Origin of the sequence: Saccharothrix sp. ALI-22-I (assembly GCF_001984175.1) — a bacterium.
Taxonomy (GTDB): Bacteria; Actinomycetota; Actinomycetes; order Mycobacteriales; family Pseudonocardiaceae; genus Actinosynnema.
On the sequence record NZ_MTQP01000060.1, the window covers coordinates 175,090 to 195,304 of the forward strand.

At 70.2% G+C, this 20,215-nt stretch carries 18 protein-coding genes and 1 pseudogene; 10 read left to right on the forward strand and 9 right to left on the reverse strand.

Going from position 1 to position 20,215, the window contains the following annotated elements:
• Window positions 1–272: 272 nt before the first annotated feature.
• The 5 genes from ALI22I_RS51000 (at window position 273) to ALI22I_RS20230 (ending at window position 4,378) form a co-directional block, all read left to right on the forward strand.
• On the forward strand, window positions 273–689 hold the full coding sequence (locus ALI22I_RS51000) for a hypothetical protein (protein WP_077007091.1): 417 nt from the start codon (window positions 273–275) through the stop codon (window positions 687–689).
• Window positions 686–1,741, forward strand: a complete 1,056-nt coding sequence (locus tag ALI22I_RS20225; protein WP_077007092.1) for an NlpC/P60 family protein — start codon at window positions 686–688, stop codon at window positions 1,739–1,741. The genes ALI22I_RS51000 and ALI22I_RS20225 overlap by 4 nt, the downstream gene beginning before the upstream one ends.
• A 29-nt stretch (window positions 1,742–1,770) precedes the next feature.
• Complete coding sequence (locus ALI22I_RS49395; RefSeq protein WP_143532325.1) at window positions 1,771–2,325, forward strand: hypothetical protein; 555 nt, start codon at window positions 1,771–1,773, stop codon at window positions 2,323–2,325.
• Between the two features lie 239 nt (window positions 2,326–2,564).
• Window positions 2,565–3,209: a hypothetical protein gene (locus tag ALI22I_RS49400; RefSeq protein ID WP_143532326.1), complete on the forward strand. Its 645-nt coding sequence runs from the start codon at window positions 2,565–2,567 to the stop codon at window positions 3,207–3,209.
• Window positions 3,206–4,378 (forward strand): hypothetical protein, encoded by a 1,173-nt coding sequence (locus ALI22I_RS20230; protein WP_077007093.1) that lies wholly within the window; start codon window positions 3,206–3,208, stop codon window positions 4,376–4,378. Before ALI22I_RS49400 ends, ALI22I_RS20230 begins: the two co-directional genes overlap by 4 nt.
• 192 nt (window positions 4,379–4,570) lie before the next feature.
• Here ALI22I_RS20230 and ALI22I_RS20235 read toward each other — a convergent pair whose 3' ends face one another.
• Window positions 4,571–5,074, reverse strand: a complete 504-nt coding sequence (locus tag ALI22I_RS20235) for a polyketide cyclase (RefSeq protein ID WP_143532327.1) — start codon at window positions 5,072–5,074, stop codon at window positions 4,571–4,573.
• A 495-nt stretch (window positions 5,075–5,569) separates the two neighbouring features.
• On the opposite strand from ALI22I_RS20235, the gene ALI22I_RS51005 reads away from it, so the two are divergent.
• The 3 genes from ALI22I_RS51005 to ALI22I_RS20245 all read left to right on the forward strand — a co-directional run bounded on the left by ALI22I_RS51005 (window position 5,570) and on the right by ALI22I_RS20245 (window position 7,532).
• A complete protein-coding gene (locus ALI22I_RS51005) occupies window positions 5,570–5,734 on the forward strand; it encodes a hypothetical protein (RefSeq protein ID WP_179118289.1) in 165 nt (54 codons plus the stop codon).
• Window positions 5,735–6,220: 486 nt separating this feature from the next.
• Entirely contained in the window at window positions 6,221–6,856 is a 636-nt protein-coding gene (locus ALI22I_RS20240) for an SMODS-associated NUDIX domain-containing protein (protein WP_077007094.1), read from the forward strand.
• Between the two features lie 13 nt (window positions 6,857–6,869).
• A complete protein-coding gene (locus ALI22I_RS20245; protein WP_143532328.1) occupies window positions 6,870–7,532 on the forward strand; it encodes an SMODS-associated NUDIX domain-containing protein in 663 nt (220 codons plus the stop codon).
• 121 nt (window positions 7,533–7,653) lie between these two features.
• Here ALI22I_RS20245 and ALI22I_RS20250 read toward each other — a convergent pair whose 3' ends face one another.
• The 5 genes from ALI22I_RS20250 to ALI22I_RS51010 all read right to left on the reverse strand — a co-directional run bounded on the left by ALI22I_RS20250 (window position 7,654) and on the right by ALI22I_RS51010 (window position 14,638).
• Window positions 7,654–8,823: a hypothetical protein gene (locus ALI22I_RS20250; protein ID WP_077007096.1), complete on the reverse strand. Its 1,170-nt coding sequence runs from the start codon at window positions 8,821–8,823 to the stop codon at window positions 7,654–7,656.
• A 78-nt stretch (window positions 8,824–8,901) separates the two neighbouring features.
• Entirely contained in the window at window positions 8,902–9,303 is a 402-nt protein-coding gene (locus ALI22I_RS20255) for a hypothetical protein (RefSeq protein ID WP_077007097.1), read from the reverse strand.
• Window positions 9,300–12,071: a DnaB-like helicase N-terminal domain-containing protein gene (locus ALI22I_RS20260; protein WP_179118290.1), complete on the reverse strand. Its 2,772-nt coding sequence runs from the start codon at window positions 12,069–12,071 to the stop codon at window positions 9,300–9,302. The genes ALI22I_RS20255 and ALI22I_RS20260 overlap by 4 nt, the downstream gene beginning before the upstream one ends.
• A gap of 152 nt (window positions 12,072–12,223) precedes the next feature.
• Window positions 12,224–13,915, reverse strand: coding sequence for a hypothetical protein (locus ALI22I_RS20265; protein WP_143532330.1), 1,692 nt, complete (start codon window positions 13,913–13,915; stop codon window positions 12,224–12,226).
• A 507-nt stretch (window positions 13,916–14,422) separates the two neighbouring features.
• Window positions 14,423–14,638 (reverse strand): hypothetical protein, encoded by a 216-nt coding sequence (locus ALI22I_RS51010; RefSeq protein WP_179118291.1) that lies wholly within the window; start codon window positions 14,636–14,638, stop codon window positions 14,423–14,425.
• A gap of 205 nt (window positions 14,639–14,843) precedes the next feature.
• Here ALI22I_RS51010 and ALI22I_RS20275 point away from each other — a divergent pair, with 205 nt between their 5' ends.
• A complete protein-coding gene (locus tag ALI22I_RS20275; RefSeq protein ID WP_077007101.1) occupies window positions 14,844–15,551 on the forward strand; it encodes a hypothetical protein in 708 nt (235 codons plus the stop codon).
• Window positions 15,552–15,962: 411 nt separating this feature from the next.
• Here ALI22I_RS20275 and ALI22I_RS20280 read toward each other — a convergent pair whose 3' ends face one another.
• On the reverse strand, window positions 15,963–16,820 hold the full coding sequence (locus tag ALI22I_RS20280) for a hypothetical protein (protein WP_077007102.1): 858 nt from the start codon (window positions 16,818–16,820) through the stop codon (window positions 15,963–15,965).
• Between the two features lie 362 nt (window positions 16,821–17,182).
• On the opposite strand from ALI22I_RS20280, the gene ALI22I_RS20285 reads away from it, so the two are divergent.
• Window positions 17,183–17,644, forward strand: a complete 462-nt coding sequence (locus ALI22I_RS20285; protein ID WP_143532331.1) for a hypothetical protein — start codon at window positions 17,183–17,185, stop codon at window positions 17,642–17,644.
• Between the two features lie 119 nt (window positions 17,645–17,763).
• Here the strand turns inward: ALI22I_RS20285 and ALI22I_RS20290 are convergent.
• Together ALI22I_RS20290 and ALI22I_RS20295 are read right to left on the reverse strand one after the other, a co-directional pair.
• A pseudogene (locus ALI22I_RS20290) lies at window positions 17,764–18,656 on the reverse strand (IS982 family transposase).
• A gap of 60 nt (window positions 18,657–18,716) precedes the next feature.
• Window positions 18,717–20,114, reverse strand: a complete 1,398-nt coding sequence (locus tag ALI22I_RS20295; RefSeq protein WP_077007104.1) for an FAD-binding oxidoreductase — start codon at window positions 20,112–20,114, stop codon at window positions 18,717–18,719.
• Window positions 20,115–20,215 lie beyond the last annotated feature (101 nt).

Sequence of the window (20,215 nt, forward strand, 5' to 3'; positions counted from 1 at the left end):
CGCCCGCGTAGCACGCGGGCGGCGACAACCCAGAGCGGTCGCCGTCGCCGGGGGTCTCGGCACCGAGTTCCTGATCACCACCGCATCGAAGGGGGACGATCGTGGGTGGAGCGCGCCCAAAAACAGCCACATCACCAGCTATCTCAGCAGGATCACTCGGGATCATCGCGGTCGCGGCGGCACTGTCGGCCGTCGGCTGCTCCGGCATCGGGCAACCCGATCCGCCGTCAACCACCACGGCGGGCACCGAGCGGACCGCCGACGCCCGGACGGTGACCCAGGAGACGTGCAGCGCCTTCGCGCTGGCCGCGCTGAGCGGCGACACCACCGTCGACCGCGGGCCCGCCGACGCCCGCAGGCGGGCCGCCGCGCAGTTCGGCACACCGCAACTGGTCGAGCAGCTCGCGGGCGAAGGCCGCGACCACGACTGGGACGCGCTCGCCGATCGGGGTGCCCGCATCCTGGTCGACACCCGCCCCATCGGCGACGACCCGCCGCCGATGCGGGCCGACCGCGCCGCGGCCGGGGTGGTGGCCGGCCGGGTCGCGGTCGCCGACGACGGCCGGCGCCAGGACCTGACCTCCACGGCGGTGTACTGCACCCTGGTCCGCACCGACCAGGGCTGGAGGGTCGCCGACGTCGCCTTCTCCGACGCGCCGGGCACCGGCGGCGCGGGGAGCGCGCCGTGAACGGCAAGGTGATCGGCGCCGTCGCCGTGCTGCTGGTCGCCGTGCTGCTGCTCATCCTCGGCGGCGGGGCGCAGGAGGAGCAGAAACGCACCCTGACCGGCCCGATGACCGGCGGCTGCCAACTCGACGAGGATGCCGTACCCGAGCCGATGCGTGCGCCGCTGCGCCGCGCCGCGGCCACGTGCCCGGAAGCCACGGGCTGCATCCTCGCCGCCCAACTCGAGACCGAGTCCAACTGGAACCCCGACGCCTACAACGTCGGGTCGCAGGCCACCGGCCTGGCGCAGTTCATCCCCACGACCTGGGCCGCCTACGGCGTCGACGGTGACGGCGACGGCACGGCCGACCCGCGCGACCCGCCCGACGCGATCGCCACCCAGGCGATCTACATGTGCCACCTCGTCGACTTCGTCACCGAACGGACCGGCCTGACCGGCGAGATCATCGAACTGGCCCTGGCCGCCTACAACGCCGGCCCCGGCAACGTCGAACGCTTCGGCGGCATCCCACCGTTCGCGGAGACCACGAACTACGTCACGAAGATCCGTGACCTGGCCTCGGGCAAGTACACCCTGGAACGTTCCGCGCTCCCGGTGGAAGGGCTGCACGGCCGCGCGGCCGAGGTGATCCGGTTCGCGGACCAGCAGCGGGGCGTCATGTACGCCTGGGGCGGCGGCACCCTCAACGGCCCCGGTGAGGGATTCGGCATCGACGCCGGCGTCGTGGGCTTCGACTGCTCCAGCCTCGTCCGCTACGCCTACTACCAAGGCAGCGGCCAGACCATCACCCTGCCCAGGGTCACCGACGCCCAGTACGACGCGACGAAGTCCCAACCGGTGCCGGTCGACCGACTGCAACCCGGTGACCTGTTGTTCTGGGGCGTCCTCGGAAACATCCACCACGTCGCGCTGTACGTCGGCGACGGACAAATGATCGAAGCGCCTCAATCCGGGCAGACAATCCTTGTCACCCCGATCCGGACCGGTGGGGACTATTTCGGGGCGACTCGCGTATTCGGCGGACCACTCGACGCGACCGCGGTGGCAGCGTAGATGAACACGACAAGCGACCGGGAGTTCACGTGACACATCCGAATGGAGACGGGTTCGCCGGCTTCAACGCCATGCAGGTTTCGGGCACACCCGTCGACTATTTCGCGAAGGCGGATCGCCCGACAGCGGTCACGAACTTCGCGGGTCACTTCCGCAACGAGGGAAGGCGACACACCGAGTCGCTGACGGGCAACCTCATCATCGCCACACTGCTCGGCAGCAACCTGTCTCCGCTGGCCGAGTCGACCTCCTCGTTCCGACCGGACACCCCGGCCCAACATCTGTACGCCAGCGGGGTGCGGAACCAGTTAACGGCAGACGCAATCTCACTCCGGATGATCGTCGAGGCGCGTGAGAGCGGACTCCACTCGACCTATATTCCATCGTCCATGCCTCATCTGGCCGCGGTGGCGGGTCTGCCGAACGACAAATGCCTGGCTCTTGCAGAGGCAATGGAAGTGATCGTTGCGAAATCCGCGAACGTCGCCGGCTCGATGCGGGAACCGGGCCCTCACGTCATGAACAGTCCGGCCGGACGACCGCTGGGATTACCGACAGAGGGTCCGGTCGCCCTGCGCCGCTGAAAGCGGTTACTGCGCTGCCGGGGAGTCGGGCGACACCACTGACCTCCGGCGGCCCAGGTGGCCAACCGACACCGCGCCGACGCGGATCTCCGTGAAGTCGAACTCGAACAGAGCATGTTCCGGCTTGTGCGACCCCTTCCCGGATTCATCATCACAATGGCTGGACAACCATGAATCAATCCCGTTCGACCGCGCCGCCGACCGATCGCGCGAAATCTGCCACGTCCCATGGATTCAGGATGCCGGAAAGCTGGCGACCCGAACAGTGGGGCTGGGAGTTCTTCGGCGGAGCCCGCTACCCGGACAGGCCCGTAGACGTCGAAATCTTCGTGAGACCCGACACTCCCGAAGGCTGGACAATCTCCCTAGAGTTCGACCGGGCAGACCGGCACATGCTCCTCAATCCGATTTCGGTGAGCGTGAACGGCACCCATTCCGAATTCTGGCCCGACTCCATGGAAAACCTCCAAGCGCTGTTCCTGCAAGTCGGACGCCATGGTTACGCGAGTCCCGTGCCGGGAGGATGGACGGTGCGGGCGACGACCACCGCCGCGACGGCTCACGCTGCCGCAGCAGCCGACGGGCGGCGCCGTACGGTAAACCGCGACACCGCCGGAACCGGATGGGTGTTCACCGGGACCGGTTCGGTCGTCCCCGTCGTGGGCGAAGCCGTGGATACAGCGGAATCCGCCGCCTCGCTCGCGGTACCTCGGTCCGCCGATTCCGGACTCACCGCCGATTCGGCCCACACGACAAGCGATAACAGACTCACGGGCAGAGCACCGTCGCGACGGTCTGCCGTACTGCCGGGCAGCCGGACAGGGCCGCACCGAACCGCCGGACTCGACGGGCGTACGGCTCCGCACACCGGGCGGTCGCTGTGACCGACGATCCGCATCGGCCTCGACCGGATCTCTCGGCGGACCGCACGTTCACCGGCATCACCGGCGTCATGGTCGATCCCGTCCCGGACCAGGAGGCCGTCGACCGGACCTTCGACTACGACCACGACTACGACCCCGGCAAGACCGAACAGCACCTGTGGGAACAGGCCGCCGCCGACGCCACGACGGTGATCGGCCATCTGGTGACACTGGTTCACGGCGGGACCGCGGTGCCGTTCGATCCGGACCGGGCGGTGGCGGTCTTCGGCGCGGACCTCGGCGTCGACCAACTCCGGTACGTCGAGGACCTGTGCGGAATCCTGGCGGGCGAAGCGGTCCAGCTCCGACACCTGCACGCCGCCATCCCCGCCGAGCAGTGGGACCAGAGCACCGAGCCGGGGCAGCCGTGGGTCGGCGTCGGGCACGAGTTCGCCCCGGTGCTGGCCGACCGACTCGACGACCTGGCTCGTGCCCTGACCGGCACAGTGGGACTCGACCTGCCCCCGGTGCTGCAGGAGGCCGACCGCCTACGCGACCAGCCGCGGCAGGACGCAACGGCCCTGGCCGCACTGATCGACGACTACGCCGCGCACGAGACCTTTCCACGGCTGATCGCCCCGCACCTCCCACCGGAGCGGGTGCCCGCCCTGTTGGCGGGACTGGCACAGCGGATCACCCCCACGATCGACCGGCTGCCACACCTGGTCGAGGCGCTGCCCGTGGACCGCGTCGCGGTGCTGGCGACCCTCGCGCCGCTGCCTGCTTGGCGGGCGGGCACCATCCCGGAACGTCCGGTCGAACCCGAGTTCGGGGTATTCGACAGATCCGCGCGCAAGCTGTTAGCCCAACTGCTGCACCCGGTCTGGCAGTTGTCCTCGGCGACCCCGGCACAGCTGGCCCAGGCGGCACCGGTGCGGCGGCTGGTGGCGATGCACCACGCCCGCCCCGACTACGCCGCCGGCCTGCCGCCGGCGATGGCGGGTCTGCTTCGGCACCTGGCCGCCCTCACCCCCGAGCGCCCCATGCCCACACCGGTCGGCGCCGCGCCGAGACGGGTGGACGAGATGCAGCGCAAGTCCGCACTGCCGGGACTGCAACCGCCCGGCACGGCCGGTGTCCGCCACATCTCCACCGCACCCGGCCACGGAGCACGGGGCTTAGCGCGGTGAGCACGACGCCACTCACCCCGTAACGTGCCGCATGCGCGCAGACCAGCGGCGAGCGCCCGACGTATCAGCGCCCGACAGGAATTCCCCGCTCGCAACCATGTGCGCGGACTGTCTCAAGCCACCATCCACCGTGGAGCGTCATCGGCGGCGTTGCTGTACCGGTTCGACTCAGTGTTCTCAGCCTCAAGCCGTTCAACCCGCGCCCGCGGCCCGGTGCTGGTTCCGTTCGGCGAGCAGCTTCAGGTTCAGCAACTGCCGTCGGGCCATGATCAGATCGCCGACCGACAGACCGAGGGCCGCCCAGCGGCTGGTGTGCATGACGACCTTGAGCAGCAGCCGCGTCGTGTCGTGATCCCGGGGCACGAGGACGTAGGACATGAAGGCGCCCATGATGGTGCCTGTCAGCTGGGTCCCCGGTTCGACCGAGACGATCCGGCCCAGCTCGCGCCCGCCGGCGGTGGTGAACCGTTCTCCGACTCGAGGCTCGGGAAGGTCTACCAGCTCGCGAGGTGAGCGGCGGCCGAGGTTGTCGATCCAGTCGTAGGAGTACGGCGCGATCCTTACTTGCGCGACCCACGGCCACACCGCTTCGGCAGGCGCCTCGACACCCACGCCCCGCCACGCCCGCAGCGCGGGTGAGGTGACGAAGTCGTCGCACGGGTAGGAGCGCAGGATCTCGCTGTCGCTCACCCCCACCGGTCACCGATCATGCATCCATCCTCCACCACCATCCTCGTCGGCCGGGTTGTGAAGGTTGGTACGCGCGTCAGCGGGTAGGACGACCGGACCGCACCAGTCTCATCGCCATCGTTACACGACGTATCCCTGCCACCACCAGATAACTCCCCACTAATCGGCCGTCGGCGGGGAATCGGAACCGGCCACCGACACCCCACGCGGGTTGTACGCAGGACGTCGGCACGGGCAGACGTGACAGGTGGGACGACCGCACGCAGTCGAGGTCGGCAGCGGATGCCATCTCGGCGGCCGACACCTTCCTGTGCGGCGACGGGCGTCGCGTCCCCGGGGACGCAATCCGGTCGGTGATCAATGGATCTGCTTCGGTGGAGGTCGTGCTTCGAGTCGGTTCTGCCGCGCGCCTGCCCGATCGCCATCGGCATGGCGTGCCCACGGGGCCGAGGACGGGTGGAGTCCTCGCGACGACGGGGTCGTTGATCGGCAGGAGAGGACATGGTGACGTGGAGCATGCTCGCCGGTGACGCCACCGTCATCGACCCGCACGACGTGCGCGAGTACCCGGCCCCGTTCGGCGGACTCGAACGGTTCGCGGTGCGCGGCGACGAGCTGGAGGACCTGCTGGAGCGGATATCCGGGGACCACCGCACGTGCGGTTGAGGACGACAACGCCTGCAACGGCTCGTGTACGGGCGCGTCCACCATCTGCCGCGCCGGCAATGTCGCGATCTCCGGCGATTGCCTGCACCTAGCCGTGCCGCACACTGCCGCCCGAAGGCGGCAGCCGCGCCTCCACTCCCACGGCGGTCCGCGCCCTGGCCGAGTCCGCCGGCCGCCTGACCGTGAGCACCGGCCGGTCGGCACCGCCGTCCTACCTCCGGCCGGTGGTGCCGACCAAACCCTCGTCCGCGTGTCCGGGAGGCACCTTGCTCCTTATCCGGTCGTGTACGGAATGACGCCACCCCGTGCTGGTCAGGGTCTGACGACTCGATCGGGTGAACCCGTCCGGGTAACCGTGAAATTGCGGGGCGGGGTGCAGGCTGACCGCTAGCTTCCGGCTCGACCCACCACAACAACCACAGGGGTCGGGCGCCGACCGGCGGTTGCGGGGATGTCGACCTGTGCCCCCGACGAGGAGAACCACGCGTGGACGCTGACGAGCAGCAGATCCGGGTGTCCGTGGGCGTGTATGCCCGCGTGCGTACCGACGACGGCCTGTGGAACGTCCTGGTCGACACCGGTCGCGGTTTCCGGCCGCTGGGCGGCGCTGTCCAGTACCGCGAGACCACGAAGCCGGCCTTGGAGTCGGTGAAGTTCCGGCGCGAACACCCCTACGAGCCGGATCTGCGCGGCCGGCTGCCCCGGCGGCGACTGGACGGCTTCAAGTACTGGCTCGGCAGCGGCGAGGACCGCGAGGGCGACGGGCCCGCCCTGCTGCGCGAGGTCGCGGAGGAGCTGGCCGAGATCGGACATCCGGAGCTTGCGGCGAACGTTCGGGCCACCTATTTCGTCCCGGCCTACGTGGTCACGGAGGAGACGGAACCGACGGAGCGGGAGCCCTGGTGGCAGTTCCGGCGGCTCGCCGTCTTCGACCTGACGGCCGTCGGCACGGTCGACGTGGCGTTCCGCGACCGCCTCGTGGCGCTCGCCCACGATCCGACCGAGCGCGCGGTGGTGGCGGCGACGGCGGTCGAGATCGGCCGCGGTCGTCTGTCGACCGGGCAGAACATCGCCCCGCAGGCGAAGCACCTGGTGGCGGGCACCGCTCGCCTGGCGTCCTGAGACTGGGGGTGACATGGAGGGCGACGAGGTAACGCCCGAGCAGGTTCGGATGTCCGTGGCCGCGCTGGCCCGCGTGCGCACCGACGACGGGTTGTGGTTCGTCCTGATCGGCACCCCGAGAGGACTCGCGCCGCTCGGCGGGGCGATCCAGTACCGGCGCCGGTCGGAGCTGCTTCTCAGGTCGCTGCGGTTCCAACCCGAGCGTGGTGAGCCCGACCTGCGGGGCCTGTTACCGGCCGCGAACCTGCCGGAGTTCCGCAGTTGGCCGGCCACCGGCGTCGACCGGGAGACGGCGGACGAAGCTCTACTGCGGGAGATCGCGGAGGAGCTCGGCGAGGTCGGTCAGGAGGCGCTCGCGGCCACGCTGCCGAAGCTGGAGTTCGCGCCGGCCCACGTGCTGGTCGAGGAGCCGGCGCCGGTGCCGGACAAGCCGTGGTGGCAGTTCCGGCACTTCGAGGTCTACGACCTGGTGGCGCACAGCCGGCAGGCCGTGCGGTTCCGCGACCGGCTCGTGGCGCTCGCCGCCGACCCGGCCGTGCCAACGGTGGCCCTGGCAACCGGGGCGCACATCGCCCGCGGCGAGCTGGGCGACCACCCCATCGCGCCGCAGAGCCGCTACTTGCTGGGCAGCACTCCGGCCGTGGGGTCGGCGCACGACTGGCTGCATGAGCGATGACGTTGGTGACGTCGGCGCGGAGCCGGCGTCCGACGCCGACCAGCCCACCGCAAGCCGTGCTCTGACCGACCGTCCGCGCTGCATGCCGGTCTCACCGGGCGGCGTGCAGCGCGGCCCGGGGTCAGCGTGTGCGAGGGTGTCCGCCCGGCACCGCCGGCCGGGTCGTCGACGGGACGACCTCGCGTTCGCCGGCCAGGCGATTGCTCAGACTCGGTATGCCCGGTTGCGTCGTGCCGCGGATGCCGGTCAAGCGCTCGACGTGGCGCAGCACGTCCTGACCCGCGCGCTGGGCGGCGTCCACCACCTGTCCCGGTGCGAGCCGCCGATCGCCCGCCGCGGTAGCGATGGCATCGGCGGCCTGCCGTGCCGTGCGGATCAACGCGGCGCGGACCACCACCGCGACCAGGTCGGCGGTTCGGTCGCCGGCTCCGCCGGTGACACGCGAACCGGCGTCGAGCGCGGCGAACTCCTCCGCGCCGATCCGGGGCTGCGCGCCGGGCGCGACAGGGGAGCCGGCCTCCCACCAGACGGTCACCGCGGTGACGACCCCACCGCGCTCGGCCAGCGCGCCCACGGCCCGCCACGCGGTGGCGTGCAGCGGGTCGCCGAAGTCCTCGGGGGCCAGGCGGTCGAGCAGGTCCCGTCGCTGCGGATCGGCGATGACGGTGTGCACGAGATCGCGTTCCGCAGCGTGCACCACCGTCCGGGGCGGCGGGTTGAGGGCCGCCAGGCGGGGGATGGGCACCGTGGCGACGGGCGGCGGGACGGCGTGCGGTCCGGCGCGGACGGCGGCGAGTTGGGCCGCCAGCCGCGTCAGCCGTTGGTCCATCGCGGCCACGACGACGTGCAGCGGTGCGTGGTCCCCGCCGACGGTCTGCTCGGCGGTCGCCGCGAGACGCATCTGCAACCCTTGGAATCGGGCTTCGCGTCGCAACGCCAGCTCCAACACGATGGAGCCGTAGGCGTGGACGTGCGCCTCGCTGGTCGTCATGCCCGCCGCGGCCAGCCCGCGCAGCTCGCCGGTCAGGTTGCCGGTGAGGGCAGTGCCGAAGCGGCCCGCGCGCAGCGCGTGCTGGACGGCCATCACGTTGTCGGTGAACGCCCGCCACGCGGTCGGGTCCGGCCCGGACAGCTCGGCGCGCCCGGCGGGCACCACCCGCAGGCCACCCTCCCGTTGAAGGCCCACGATCGCGGCGAACACCGCTTGGTGGATCGGGCGGGCGAACGCGTTCGGGTCCAGCCACCGCTCCAGCACGGCGGCGTGGTCCGGGCGCACGAACAACGCGCCCAACAGGCGCTGGCTGTTCCGGGAACCACGCCTCCTTGTCGAGAACGTCGTCCGGGGCAGCCACGGCGAGCTGCGGCATGCTCATCGCGGAGGTGAGGAGTGCGCGCCCGTCGAGGGCGCCGTCATGGCGGCCACCTCGGCTCGAGCGCGTTCCCTGAGTTCGAAGGCGGTGCGGAAGTGCGTCAACCTCGCCGACTCTTCTTCGCTCAGGCGCTCGTAGGCGTCGGAGCCCTCACGCAGCCCCCACCACCAGCCGCCGATTTCGACGATCGTCACCAGCAGACCACCGGCGGGTTCGGTCCAGCGCGTCGCCTGCCCGTCCTCGACGAGACGGTCGATCTCCCCGACTGGGATCCTCGTGATCAGCGTCTCCGCGGGGCCGGTGTCCGCAGGCATGTGCTCCGCCGTGACGCGCTGTGCGGTGACGTGCTCGGACGTGGTGTGCTCGGACGTGGTGTGCTCGGACGTGGTGTGCTCGGTCATCGCGATGCCCTTCCCTGTACGGCGTTGACCGCCGTGGCTTGCTCGTGTCGTCGCAGCGCGGTGGTCGCGCGCTCCTTGAGCCAGTCGACCGCTTTGGCGGTCTCGTCCAGTTTCGCGGCCACCGGAACGTCGCTCGCCGTGACCGCCGCGACCGCCTTGCCCGTGTCGCTGGTCATGCGCGCCAACGCCGAGTTGACCACCGTGCGCAGGGCGCTCGCGACCTTCTCCCGGTCGATCTCCTTGGTCTCCGGGTCGACCGGTGGCGCGGCCATCCGGGTGAGGTACTCCAGCGACGGCAGCGGACGGTGCCCGTCCGGGTTGTGCTCGGCTTCGAGCATCACGGCCACGTAGTTGACGGGCTTGCCGGCGGCACGCAGGTCCTGGACGGTCCGCCACACGTTGGCGTGCCGGCGGTCGCTGAACTGCTCGGGGTCCAGGTCGAGCACCGCCCGGGGTACCTGGTCGAGCCGTCCGGCGTGCAGGACCAGGTGCAGCAGCAGACGCTCGGCACGGTGCTGGAAGGGACGCAGCACCGGATTGAGCTGTTCACGCAATCCCTCCGTCTTCCGTGCCACCCAACCCGGTCGGGTGGCACGGTCGGCGGCTTCGGCGGCCGGGGTCGAGTCGACGGGCTGGACCTGTCGACCGGCGCGCAGGGTGGCCTCGGTCAGCCGGGCGGCCATGTCCTCGACGTTGGCGGCGAGCTCCTCCAGCGTCTCGAGCTGATCGCGGACATCCTCCTCGGTCGGCTTCCTGATCGACAGCAGCGGCCGGTCGGGCTTCAGCTCCAGGTGCAGCTTGCGTGCCTCGCGCACGAACGCCGCCTCCAGCACCTTGCCGCCCAGTTCGACCTGGGCGGCCGGCTCGTACACGCCCTTGTAGGGCAGCGCGGAGGTCGGGGCGGCGGCGTTCATCCGGGCGATTACGCGGGCCGGGTTGGCCACGACGTGCTCGGCGTAGGCCTGCCCGCGCAAGGCCGTGATCAGCTTGACGTGGTTCTCGTTCGCCGCATCCGTCCGCTCCTGCTCCGGCAGCGACACCACGTCGTGCAGCATGCCGTCGTGGTGGAGCCCGAGCAGGGTCCTGTAGACGGCCCTGGTGTCCTCGTGGGCAAAGTTGGCGGCCTCCAGGAAGGTCTCCAGGTGGGACAGCACACCGGGGGCGTGCAACAGGCTGCCCAGCAGCGCGTACTCGGCGGCGACCTCGGGATCGACCGTGAGATCGGGAGTGGTCGACCGCGGCTCCACCGGGCCGCTCGCCGGGGTGGTCAACCGGGCGGGCGGGGCCGGCGCGGTCGGATCCGGTGCCTGGGCCGGGACGGGGTGCGCCGGTGCAGCCGCACTGGGGTCCGCTCCGCCGGGTGCTGCGGTGCCGCGCACTCGGGAGGCACCGGGTGCCGGAGCCGATGCGGGTGCTGCGGTGCCGCGCACTCGGGAGGCACCGGGTGCCGGAGCCGATGCGGGTGCTGCGGTGCCGCGCACTCGGGAGGCACCGGGTGTCGGAGCCGATGCGGGTGCTGCGGTGCCGGGGGCGGGCTGCGCCGGTGTGCCCGGTGTCGACGATTCGGCTGTTGATTCGGCCTGCGGAGCAGGCGTGAACAGACTGCGATGGGTCACCGACGGACGAGGCGGCCGGCCGGTGGCTTGTCCAGGGCGAGCGCCTTGGACGGCCTCGATGACGGCACGCTCCACACCTCGCAGTGCCGCCTCGTCGATCAGACCGTTCGCCGGGGTGGCGAACAGGTTCCACGATCGTGCCTGCGTCCGCTGGTAGTCGTGGCCGAGGATCTGGTCGATTTGTTCCGCGACGCCGCGCAGGTGTTCTGTCAGGGTGTTGACGTCGTAGGCGCCCAACGCCAACGCCTGTGTGCCCGCCTCACGTTGCTTGGCCTCGACCAGGTTGGCGAACTGGCGTAGTCGCGCCGCCGTGGCCGCGGGCCGCGGGTCGATCGCGACCACGCGCTGCGCCTGGGCGAGAGCGGTGGGATCTCCACGATTGAGCATGATCTGCTGGGTCACCGTCAGCGCCATGACCATCCCGGACGAGATCTGCCTCGGGTCGTCGCGTGCGGTGATGAGCAGCCTCTCCGTCGCCTGGCTCAGGGTCTTCCTGTCGCGTACGTCGGCTCCGGCCAGCACGCCCGGGAACTGATCGGTGTTCAGCACCGGTGGCAGTGGTGCCTTGTCGAAGCCGCGCGGGTCGATCAGGGCGCGGGCGACGGCACGCGGCGTGAGGCGGTCGAACAGCCATCGGGCGTCATCGGCGAAGGGCGAAGGATCGGCGGCGGTGCCGGTGCGGGTCTCGATCGCTCCGATCACTCCCTCGACCCGTTCGAACGCCGAGCGCATCCGGGGGTCGTCGGGGTCGTTCAACTGCTGGGCGAGTGGTCCGTTCCCGAGGGCTCGGGCCCTCATCTCGGCGACCAGTGCGCGCAGCGATCCGGCAGTGGCGATCACGTCGTCCGCAGGGGCCTGCCCCAACCGGGCCATCCAGGCGTCCAGGTACTGATCGGTGCTGTTGTTCGCGGTCGTGGCCAGCATCTCGCGTACCAGTTGCACGGCGGTGCCGGTGACCGTCACTGCGGGACGCGCGGCGAGGTCGGCGGCGGTGCGCGGTTGCGTGGCAGCCTGCGCCGACGCTGCCGTCGACGTCGGCGCCAGGTTGGAGGCCGCGGTCGGGCTCGCCGACGCCGGCGTGGGCTGGGGCACCTGCCCGGCGCGAGGTGGCTGTTGCGGTAGTGGTGGATGTGTGGTGTTCGGGCTGGTCATGGAATTCCCCCGGTCGGTTGCGGTGTTGCGGGGCCTGCCTCGGTCGGTCCCGGTGCGTCGACGGCACCTGCGAAGCCGGTCAGGACTTCGGCGTGGACGCCGAAGGCGCGCGGTTGTGGCTGATTGCCCGATGAGGTGCGTGGTGCGCGGGCTCAGCGGTGCCGGTCGCGGTCCGGCACGACGATGACCCGGTGGGTCGTGCGCCGTACGACCGGTGACTGCTCGCCGGGCACGCCGGCGGCCAGGCCGTGATGGGTGGCCGCGTGGCCGTGCTCGCCTGCACCGGTGGCCAGTCCGGCGTCGTGCTCGTCCTGCGGCGTGCTCGGGTTGTCCGGCGTGGCACGTCCGGCGGCAGCGGCGACCTCGCCGTCGTGGGCGAGGTTGTGGTGCGCGGCGGCCTGCGCCTCGGGGAACCCGTTCGGGTACAGCACCCGGACGCGCTCCTCGATGCGCTCGTTGCCTGCGAACTTCTCGGCGATGGCCTGGTCCACCGCGGGCGCGGTGTGGCCGAGCATGTAGAACGCCTCACGCTGGTGCGCCGTCGTGCCGGGATCGAGCTCGGCGACCCTCGCCTTGTGCTCCTCGACGGCGACGGGCCCGGCCGGCGTCTCGACCGCGACCTCGACCGCACCGGTCACGCCGGTTACCGGCGAGGCGGCCCGCGCATCCCGCGGCTCGGTCACGACGTCGGCGGCGAGACCCGGGAACTTCGTCAGCAGCACCTGGTCCACCGCAGGGGGGAAGTGGCCGAGCATCTGCCGCGCGGCCAAGCGGTCGAGGGGATTGTCGGGGTCCAGGTTCTGCGCGAACAGCAACGCCGGCGCGGGCCTGTCCACCCGGGACAGGTTGACCGGTCCCTGCTGCGGGATCATCCGGCTTCCGGTCGGGGCTCCGACGGGTGGTGCCGCCTGCCGTGGCGGTGGGTTCACCCCGAGCGGCTGGACGACGCGCTGGACGTAGCCGGGTTCGCCGCGTGCCTTGTTGACGTGCCCATGGGCCACGGCGGCCGGGGTGTCCATCGGGTCGTTCCACCGCGTCCTGCGCCAGATGATGTCGGCCAACCGCTCGGGATTGGCGCCGACGTTGACGAACTCCTGGTTGGCCAACCTGTGCAACTGGACCCAGGCGCGGTGGTGCGGGTGAGCCGGGTCCCTCACGACGAGCCGGTCGGCGGCGGAGGGCGGCATGACCTTGCGCAGCGCGGCCTCCCACGCCTGCTCGGTCAACATCAACGGCACGCGCGGCCACCCGGCGCGCAGCACCTCACGCGGGTCGGCCGTCGCGGCCGGGATGTGGGCCACCGGCGCCGTCGGGGCGACGAACTCGCCGGGACGGGTCGAGGCCAGGCCGTTGAGGTAGGCCAGTTGATCGGGGTGCGGGTGCGCCCGCAGGTGCTTGGTCATCGCCAAGGCGTCGCGCTCGCCGGCCACGACGACGAACAGCGACGACGTCGGCACGCCGTTGTCCCACGTATGGGCCTGCACGCCCCACTCGACGGTCAGGCGACCGTTCTCGTCGGTCATCCGGCCGGTCCAGACCGTGAACGGCTCGTCGACCGGCTTGCCGATGAGCGTCTCCGGCACCCGCCGGTTCCAGGCGTCCAGCTCCTCGGAGTTCATCTGCCGCAGCGGCGGGTGCTCGCGCGCCCGGTGCAGCAGTTCGGCGTTGGTGGCCGGATCCCACGCCAGCCGCCCGGCCTCCTCCAGAGCGCGCGCTCGGCGCTGATGCAGCTCGCGCATCACGTCGCGGAACCTGGGCCCGATCACGGACAGGAACATGATCACTTGATTGAAGCGCTGTACGTCCTGCGCGTCGAGCAACAGGTCAGGCGTGTTCTCGGCCATCGGTTCCCCCCGGAACCCGCCGATCGACCCCCGCCACGACATCAGCAGGCGTCGACCAGGCAGTCGTGTTGTGCTACGTCACCATCCGTCCCCAGATGTCGGGCGTGGACGTTGCGCCGGCGGTCAAGCCGGGTGGGCGCGCAACAACACGTCCTGCTTGCCGAGGCGGGCCATAGGGCTCGACCTTGACCACGGTGCGGAGGGTGATACCTGCTCACACTCTGCCGCTACACATGGTAACGAGCCCTACACCCTTTCCCCTGTTCGCAGTTGCTTGCCTGGTGAGGATATCGCAGGAAGGTGACAATCTGTAGCTACCGCGCGGGGGTCGTTCGGGTGCGTCCGCCAGGCTCCTTGTGGCGACAGGCGAGTTGGGACGACGCGATGCGTACCGGTGCTGTCGCCGAGCCGTTCAGCAGGGGGCATGAGCGTCTGCAGTGGTCGGGGACGGTTAGCCGAGGTTGTGGGCCCTGTTGGGCAGGCACCTTTGTTCGACTTGGTTGTCCGTCAACGTGGCTGCCTCGCGGTACAGCTGTGCCGCGAGGCAGCCGGTAGGCCGGTCAACAGGGACCATGCGCTGGACATGTGCGTGCCCATCACCTTCTGCATGGCCGGATCCTGGGCGCGGTTCGCCCAGCCGCCGTATGGGAAGCCGTCACGTGGTTCTTCGTCGGGGTGCCCGGGAGCCTGCATCACGCCGTCGAGCGTCAGGTGCTCGATCACGATGACCTTGCCCGTACGTGCCTCCTTTGTGGTCGTCCGCCCGGAGATCCCGGGCCTCACGCTCTCTACACGAACGGCCGACCGTCAGATCGACATCGCCTCGAGGAGGTAGCGCGTCCGTTGCCCCTCTCGAGGTGAGTTGCCGATAACGTGCTCGACGATCGTGAGTCTGGTCTACGCAAAATGGGAAGGACGGTGGTCGGGGATGAACGCGGTGCCCGTGTTGGCCGCTGTGGTCTCGGTGGCGGGCGCGGTGGTCACGGTCGTGCTCGGTGCGGTGTTCGAGCGTCGGCGCACTCGGGCGCAACGACGGGCACAGCTGCGGCACCTCGCCAGCCGCTACAGCGTGCCGTTGCTCCAGGCCGCGCACTCACTGCGGGGCAGGCTGGGCAACACTGTCCCCGAGCAGATCAAGGAGTTCCGCGAAGGCTCGGACCGCTTCCGTGACTACGCGCGGCACGAGACCCTATACCGCATGGCGCACTACCTGTGCATAGTGCAGATCATGTGGCGCGAGGTGGACTTTCTCGACCTGGGGCGCCGCAAACACAACCGTGAGCTGATCAAGCGCCTGGTCGCGGTGGGCTCGGCCATAGGCAACCGCGAGTTCGGGCCGTTCCTGGTTCTGGGCGGTGAACAGCGCGCCATTGGCGACCTGATGGTCGATCCGGACAGCCCGAAGGACGCCCCGCCGCAGTGCTTGACCTATCCGCAGTTTCGGGATCGCCTGCGCGAGGACACCCACTTCGCCAACTGGTTCAAGCCGCTCCTGGACGACATCGACGCGGTGATCACCTCGGCGACGATCCCGCCCCGGCTGGCGCATGTCACCGCAGCCCTCGACGAGCTGATCCAGTTTCTGGACAAACGCAAGATCGGATTGCCCTGGGCAGAGGCACCGGCCGTTTCCTGAACACGGCAAAGGACACCGCCTTCAGCGACGTCCTTACCTCTGCCCACGTTCACCGTCCTGTTCGGTCTCCCTGTCGCACCCCGACTGCTCACACCGACCCAGTCGATCGTGTGACAACTACGTCTGCACCAGCACCAGGTGACAACTAGGACCTGTACCCGGTGACAACCATCGCTGGCATCCACGAGCAGAACCTCAGATCGCGACGGCTCCTTGGTGACACCTGTCGCTTGTAGTCACAACAGGCGGTTGTTGTCACATACAGGTGCTTGTCGTCACCAGATCGAGCGGAGGGCATTGGCTCAGGCCTGCACGGGGGCCGTTCGCAACGCCGACGCTGGTCGACGGCAGCTGTGACGCTCCGCCCGGCCTGCCTGCGCGATGAGCGGTCTCCGGACGGTTCACCGCGGGTCAGGCCGCGTCCCGGCCTCTGCCGGCGACGTAACCGTGTGGTCGCGTGCGGCGCAGGATGTCGGCACGCTCGTGAACCGCGAGTATGGCCTCCTTCAGCCCTTCGCCGAACTCGTTCCGGAACGCCATGATGGCCCACATGGTGTGGCCGTCCACGATCGTGTCGTCGATGACCGGCCAGCGGCGTTCGTCTGAGCCCTTGGGTGTGGACAGGACGCCCACGCAAAGTCTGATGCGTTCGACCTCGGCGAGGACCTGTTCGGGCGTGAGCACGTCCAGCGACGCCGGCCGCTCATCCGCCGGCCCGTCCGCGGGCACGTCCAGTGTCGCGCACAGCCACTCGCGCAACTCGGCCGTCGGGCCCCCGTCGGTCGGCAGGTTCCGGATCTGCCGGACCAGTTCCCCGGCCGTGCGGGCCGAGAGCAGGCGAGGGTAGGGGCGTTCTGCCCGCCAAGGGGTCAACGCGGACACCGGCGAGGTAAGCCCGAAACCGGTCGCGAAGACGGTCTCTTTAGTGCGGGCGAAGTCATCGTCGTCGAGCAGGATGGTGGAGGAGCCGTCAGGGTTCCAGTGGTTGGGCGAGAGCGCCACGGTAAGGCCGTACCGGCCGACCACGAGGACGACCGGCGCGCCGGCCGAGGTCGCCTCGCCCGGGACGGTGATGCTGCCGTGGTGCTCGCCACCCTCCGGCAGGCGTTCGACAGCGCACCGGCGGCCGAACGCCGCCCCAAGTGCCTCGGACAGCTGTGCGACCCCGGCCCACACGACACCCGGGTCCAGGAGGAGAGGGCGTGCAAGGCGGTCGGGGGCATCGAGGTCGAGCAGGAACGCGCACAGGTCTTCGGCGGTGACGGGCACGGCGAGATCGTCGCAGACGGCAGAACGGTCCGTTCAACGCTTTTCCCGCATCGCCGCCGCTGGTCGAGCCGGTGACAACCACGCCCGCAGCGGCGGTTGGCGACAAGTACGACTGGCAGGTGGTGACACCTGTCCTCTGCATCACGAAGATCTGCGCAGGTCGGGCGGTCCACTTGGTGCCGATGAACGCCTGTTGTCACAGCTCCCGCCGGGAGCGGGTTGGCCGTCTGGCCGATCCCGGCGGTTCCTGTCCGGCTTCGCGGCGCCGACCCAAGCCCCTCGTACGGCGGACCTGCGCGGTGAGACGACCGACCGTGCCGGACTTGTCCCACGCCGTCCGAACGGACGGCAGAATCGCCTGCATGGGGGCCGACACCGCACTGCCGTCCGCTGCTGCCGCGCAGTTCGCTGTCGACGTGCTGCTCGACACTGCCGTCCTGCGCGACACGCTCGCTCACGCGTTGCCTCCGCGAGGCGATGCCGAGGCGTACCTCCGGGAAACCGCGATCGGGATGCTCCATGCCCTGGCGCAAGCGGCCACACCGGCGATGGATGCCACGCGCGTAGTCGGTCTCGTGCGTGCATGGTTGGCCGGTGACCTCGTCGAACCGACGCGGCGGCTCGACGAGGCCGGCATGGACGAGTCCGCCGCATGGCCGGCGCACCGGCAGAACGATCCGCTGGCCACCTGGTTCGGGGTGCGATTCGACGCCGGGGACGGACTCGACACACTGCTGCGCGTCGCCTCGGACAACACCAGTGCGGTCATCGCCCGCTATCTCGACGGCGCACCTCTGCGCCTGGGCTCCGATCGACTCGCCTGAACACTGGCCCCACCAGTGGGGAAGACCACCTCTTCTGCACAGGTCCGGGAAAACGACCGGACTGCCGCTGGACGGTCGGCTCCACGACAGGGAGCGCTAGACGAGTAATTCCGAACTGATCAGTGATCGAAGGCGATCAGTGATCGGGTGACGGGCTGTCCGGTGGCGCGGTTGTGCCGGATCGCGGCGGTCAGCGCCAGGAAGCGTTGGGCGATGCGGGCGGCCACGCCGTCGATCGTGCGGCCACCGTGCAGCTCCAGGTCAAGCTGGCCTTTTCAAGGTGTCGTTGACCGACTCGATGAGCTGCCGGACGGGTTTGAGCAGGTGCTGGGTCGGGTGCGGGGTGCGGTTGCGGTAGGACGGGCGCAGCAGCCGCACCCCGCGTTCGGCCAGGAAGGCGTCCAACTCGCCGGACACGTAGCCCTTGTCCGCGTGATCAGCAGACCGGGGCGGTCGTGCAGCACGATCGGGTCGTGGTCCAGCATCGCCATCAGCACTTGGCGCTCGTCCAGTTTCGGATTCGCCAAGGCCCAGGTGATCGGTAACCCGGACGGAGTGCAGATCAGGTGCAGGCGCAGGCCCCAGAAGAACCGCGAGTGGCTGGAGCAGTAGCCGTAGCCGGCCCATCCGGCCAGCTCGGACCTCTTGGCGGTCTCCCGGGAGCGGCCGCACTCGACCGGGGTGGAATCCACGATCCAGGTCGCGTCGCTCCACAGGTCGGTGTCGACGGCGAGGATCCTGATGATCCGTTTGAGCAGCGGCACGGCGTTGCGCAGCCGCTTGTTGTACCCGGACTGCTTGGGCAGGTAGGTGAAGGCTCCGGGCAGGTGCCGGGCAGGAACCGCAGCCACCGGGCCTCCGAACGGATGCCGAGCAGGGCCTGGGCGACGGCCAGGGTGAGCGGTTCGGCATCGGTCAACCTGGGCGGTCGTCCGATCCTGGCGGGCCTGCCGAGGTAGTCGTCGATCTTGACGTAGAGTGCGGTCGGAAGGGCGTTCAGGTCGGTCGTCACAACTGATCTTGAACACCGTTCGTCCGCCGCCGGACACCTCCCGGACTTAGGACTTGCCGTCTAGCTGGTGGCCATGGGACGGATGTTCTGGTTGAGGCGGAAGAAGTTGTCCGGGTCGTACTCGCGCTTGAGGCGCGCGAGGCGGTCGTAGACCTCGGGACGGTATGCGGCACGCGCCCGCTCGTCTCCCTCGACACCGAGATTGTTGACGTAGACACCCGACGACGCGTGCGGCTGCATGGCGGACCAGAACTCACGGGCCCAGCCGACGTGTTCCTCCGCGCGGGCGGGGTCCAGCCACCCGGCCAGGGCCGCAAAGTCGAACCGGACGTCGCGGTGGCCGAAGGCGGTGTCTTCCGCGGAGCGGCCCATGGCACCGCCGAGATGCCAGACGTACGACGTCGTCTCGGCGGAGGGCGTCCGCGCCACGTGATCGACCAGGACGTCGATCGCCTCGTCGGTCAACTCCCGCAGATAGCTCGACTTCCAGTAGTAGTTCCGCCCGTGGGGGAAACGCTCGTCGAACATGGTCTGCGCGGCGGTGTACGGCATCGGCCCGACGACGTCCGCGAGGGGAGACCCGAAAGCGCGCAGCGGCGCGACGGCGGTCTCGGCGTCCGCGAGGGTGCCGCAGTGACAGACACCGAGGGCCAGCACACGGGTGCCGTGGACCTCGGGCGGCAGGAACGGCGCCGCGGGTGCGGCCGGGAACGACGCGACGAGCGTGAGTTGTTCCGGCGCCGTGTCGGTGAACTCGCGGAAGAACACCAGGGCGTCACGGGCGCGGGCGAGGGGGTGGAAGACGGCCCCGGCGAGCACCACGGGCCCCACCTCGTGGAGCCGGTACTCGAACGAGGTGACCACACCGAAGTTCCCGCCCCCGCCCCGCAGACCCCAGAACAGGTCCGGGTTCTCGTCGCGGCTCGCCCGCACCGGCTGGCCGTCCGCGGTGACCACGTCGGCTGACACGAGGTTGTCGCACGTGCTGCCGTATGAGCGGCCGAGCCAGCCGATTCCTCCGCCGAGCGTGAGACCGGCGATACCGGTGGTGGAGACGATGCCCCCGGTGGTGGCCAAGGAGAACAGCTGCGTCTCACGGTCGAACTCGCCCCAGGTGGTGCCGCCCTGCGCGCGGGCGGTCCGCTTTCCCGGGTCGACCCGGACGCCCCGCATGGGGGAGAGGTCGACGACAAGCCCGTCGTCGCACACCGCGTTGCCCGCGACGTTGTGCCCGCCGCCCCGGACGGCGGTCAGCAGACCCTCGCGACGGGCGAAGGAGACGGCGGCCACCACATCAGCCGTGCCCGTGCAGCGCACGATGGCCGCCGGGCGCCGGTCCACCGCACCGTTCCACACCCGCCTGGCTTCGTCGTAACCCTGGTCACCAGGGCCGAGCACGGTCCCGCGCACACTGTCCGCGAGCTCGCGGAGCTCTCGCCGCTGCGTGGTGGTAGGCATGGTGCACCTCCTCGCCATCCCATCTCAGGCAACACCCGTTCCTGCCCTCTCGCAAGCTGCCGCACCATGGCGTTCACCCGGACGGGTAACGGCGTTGTGAT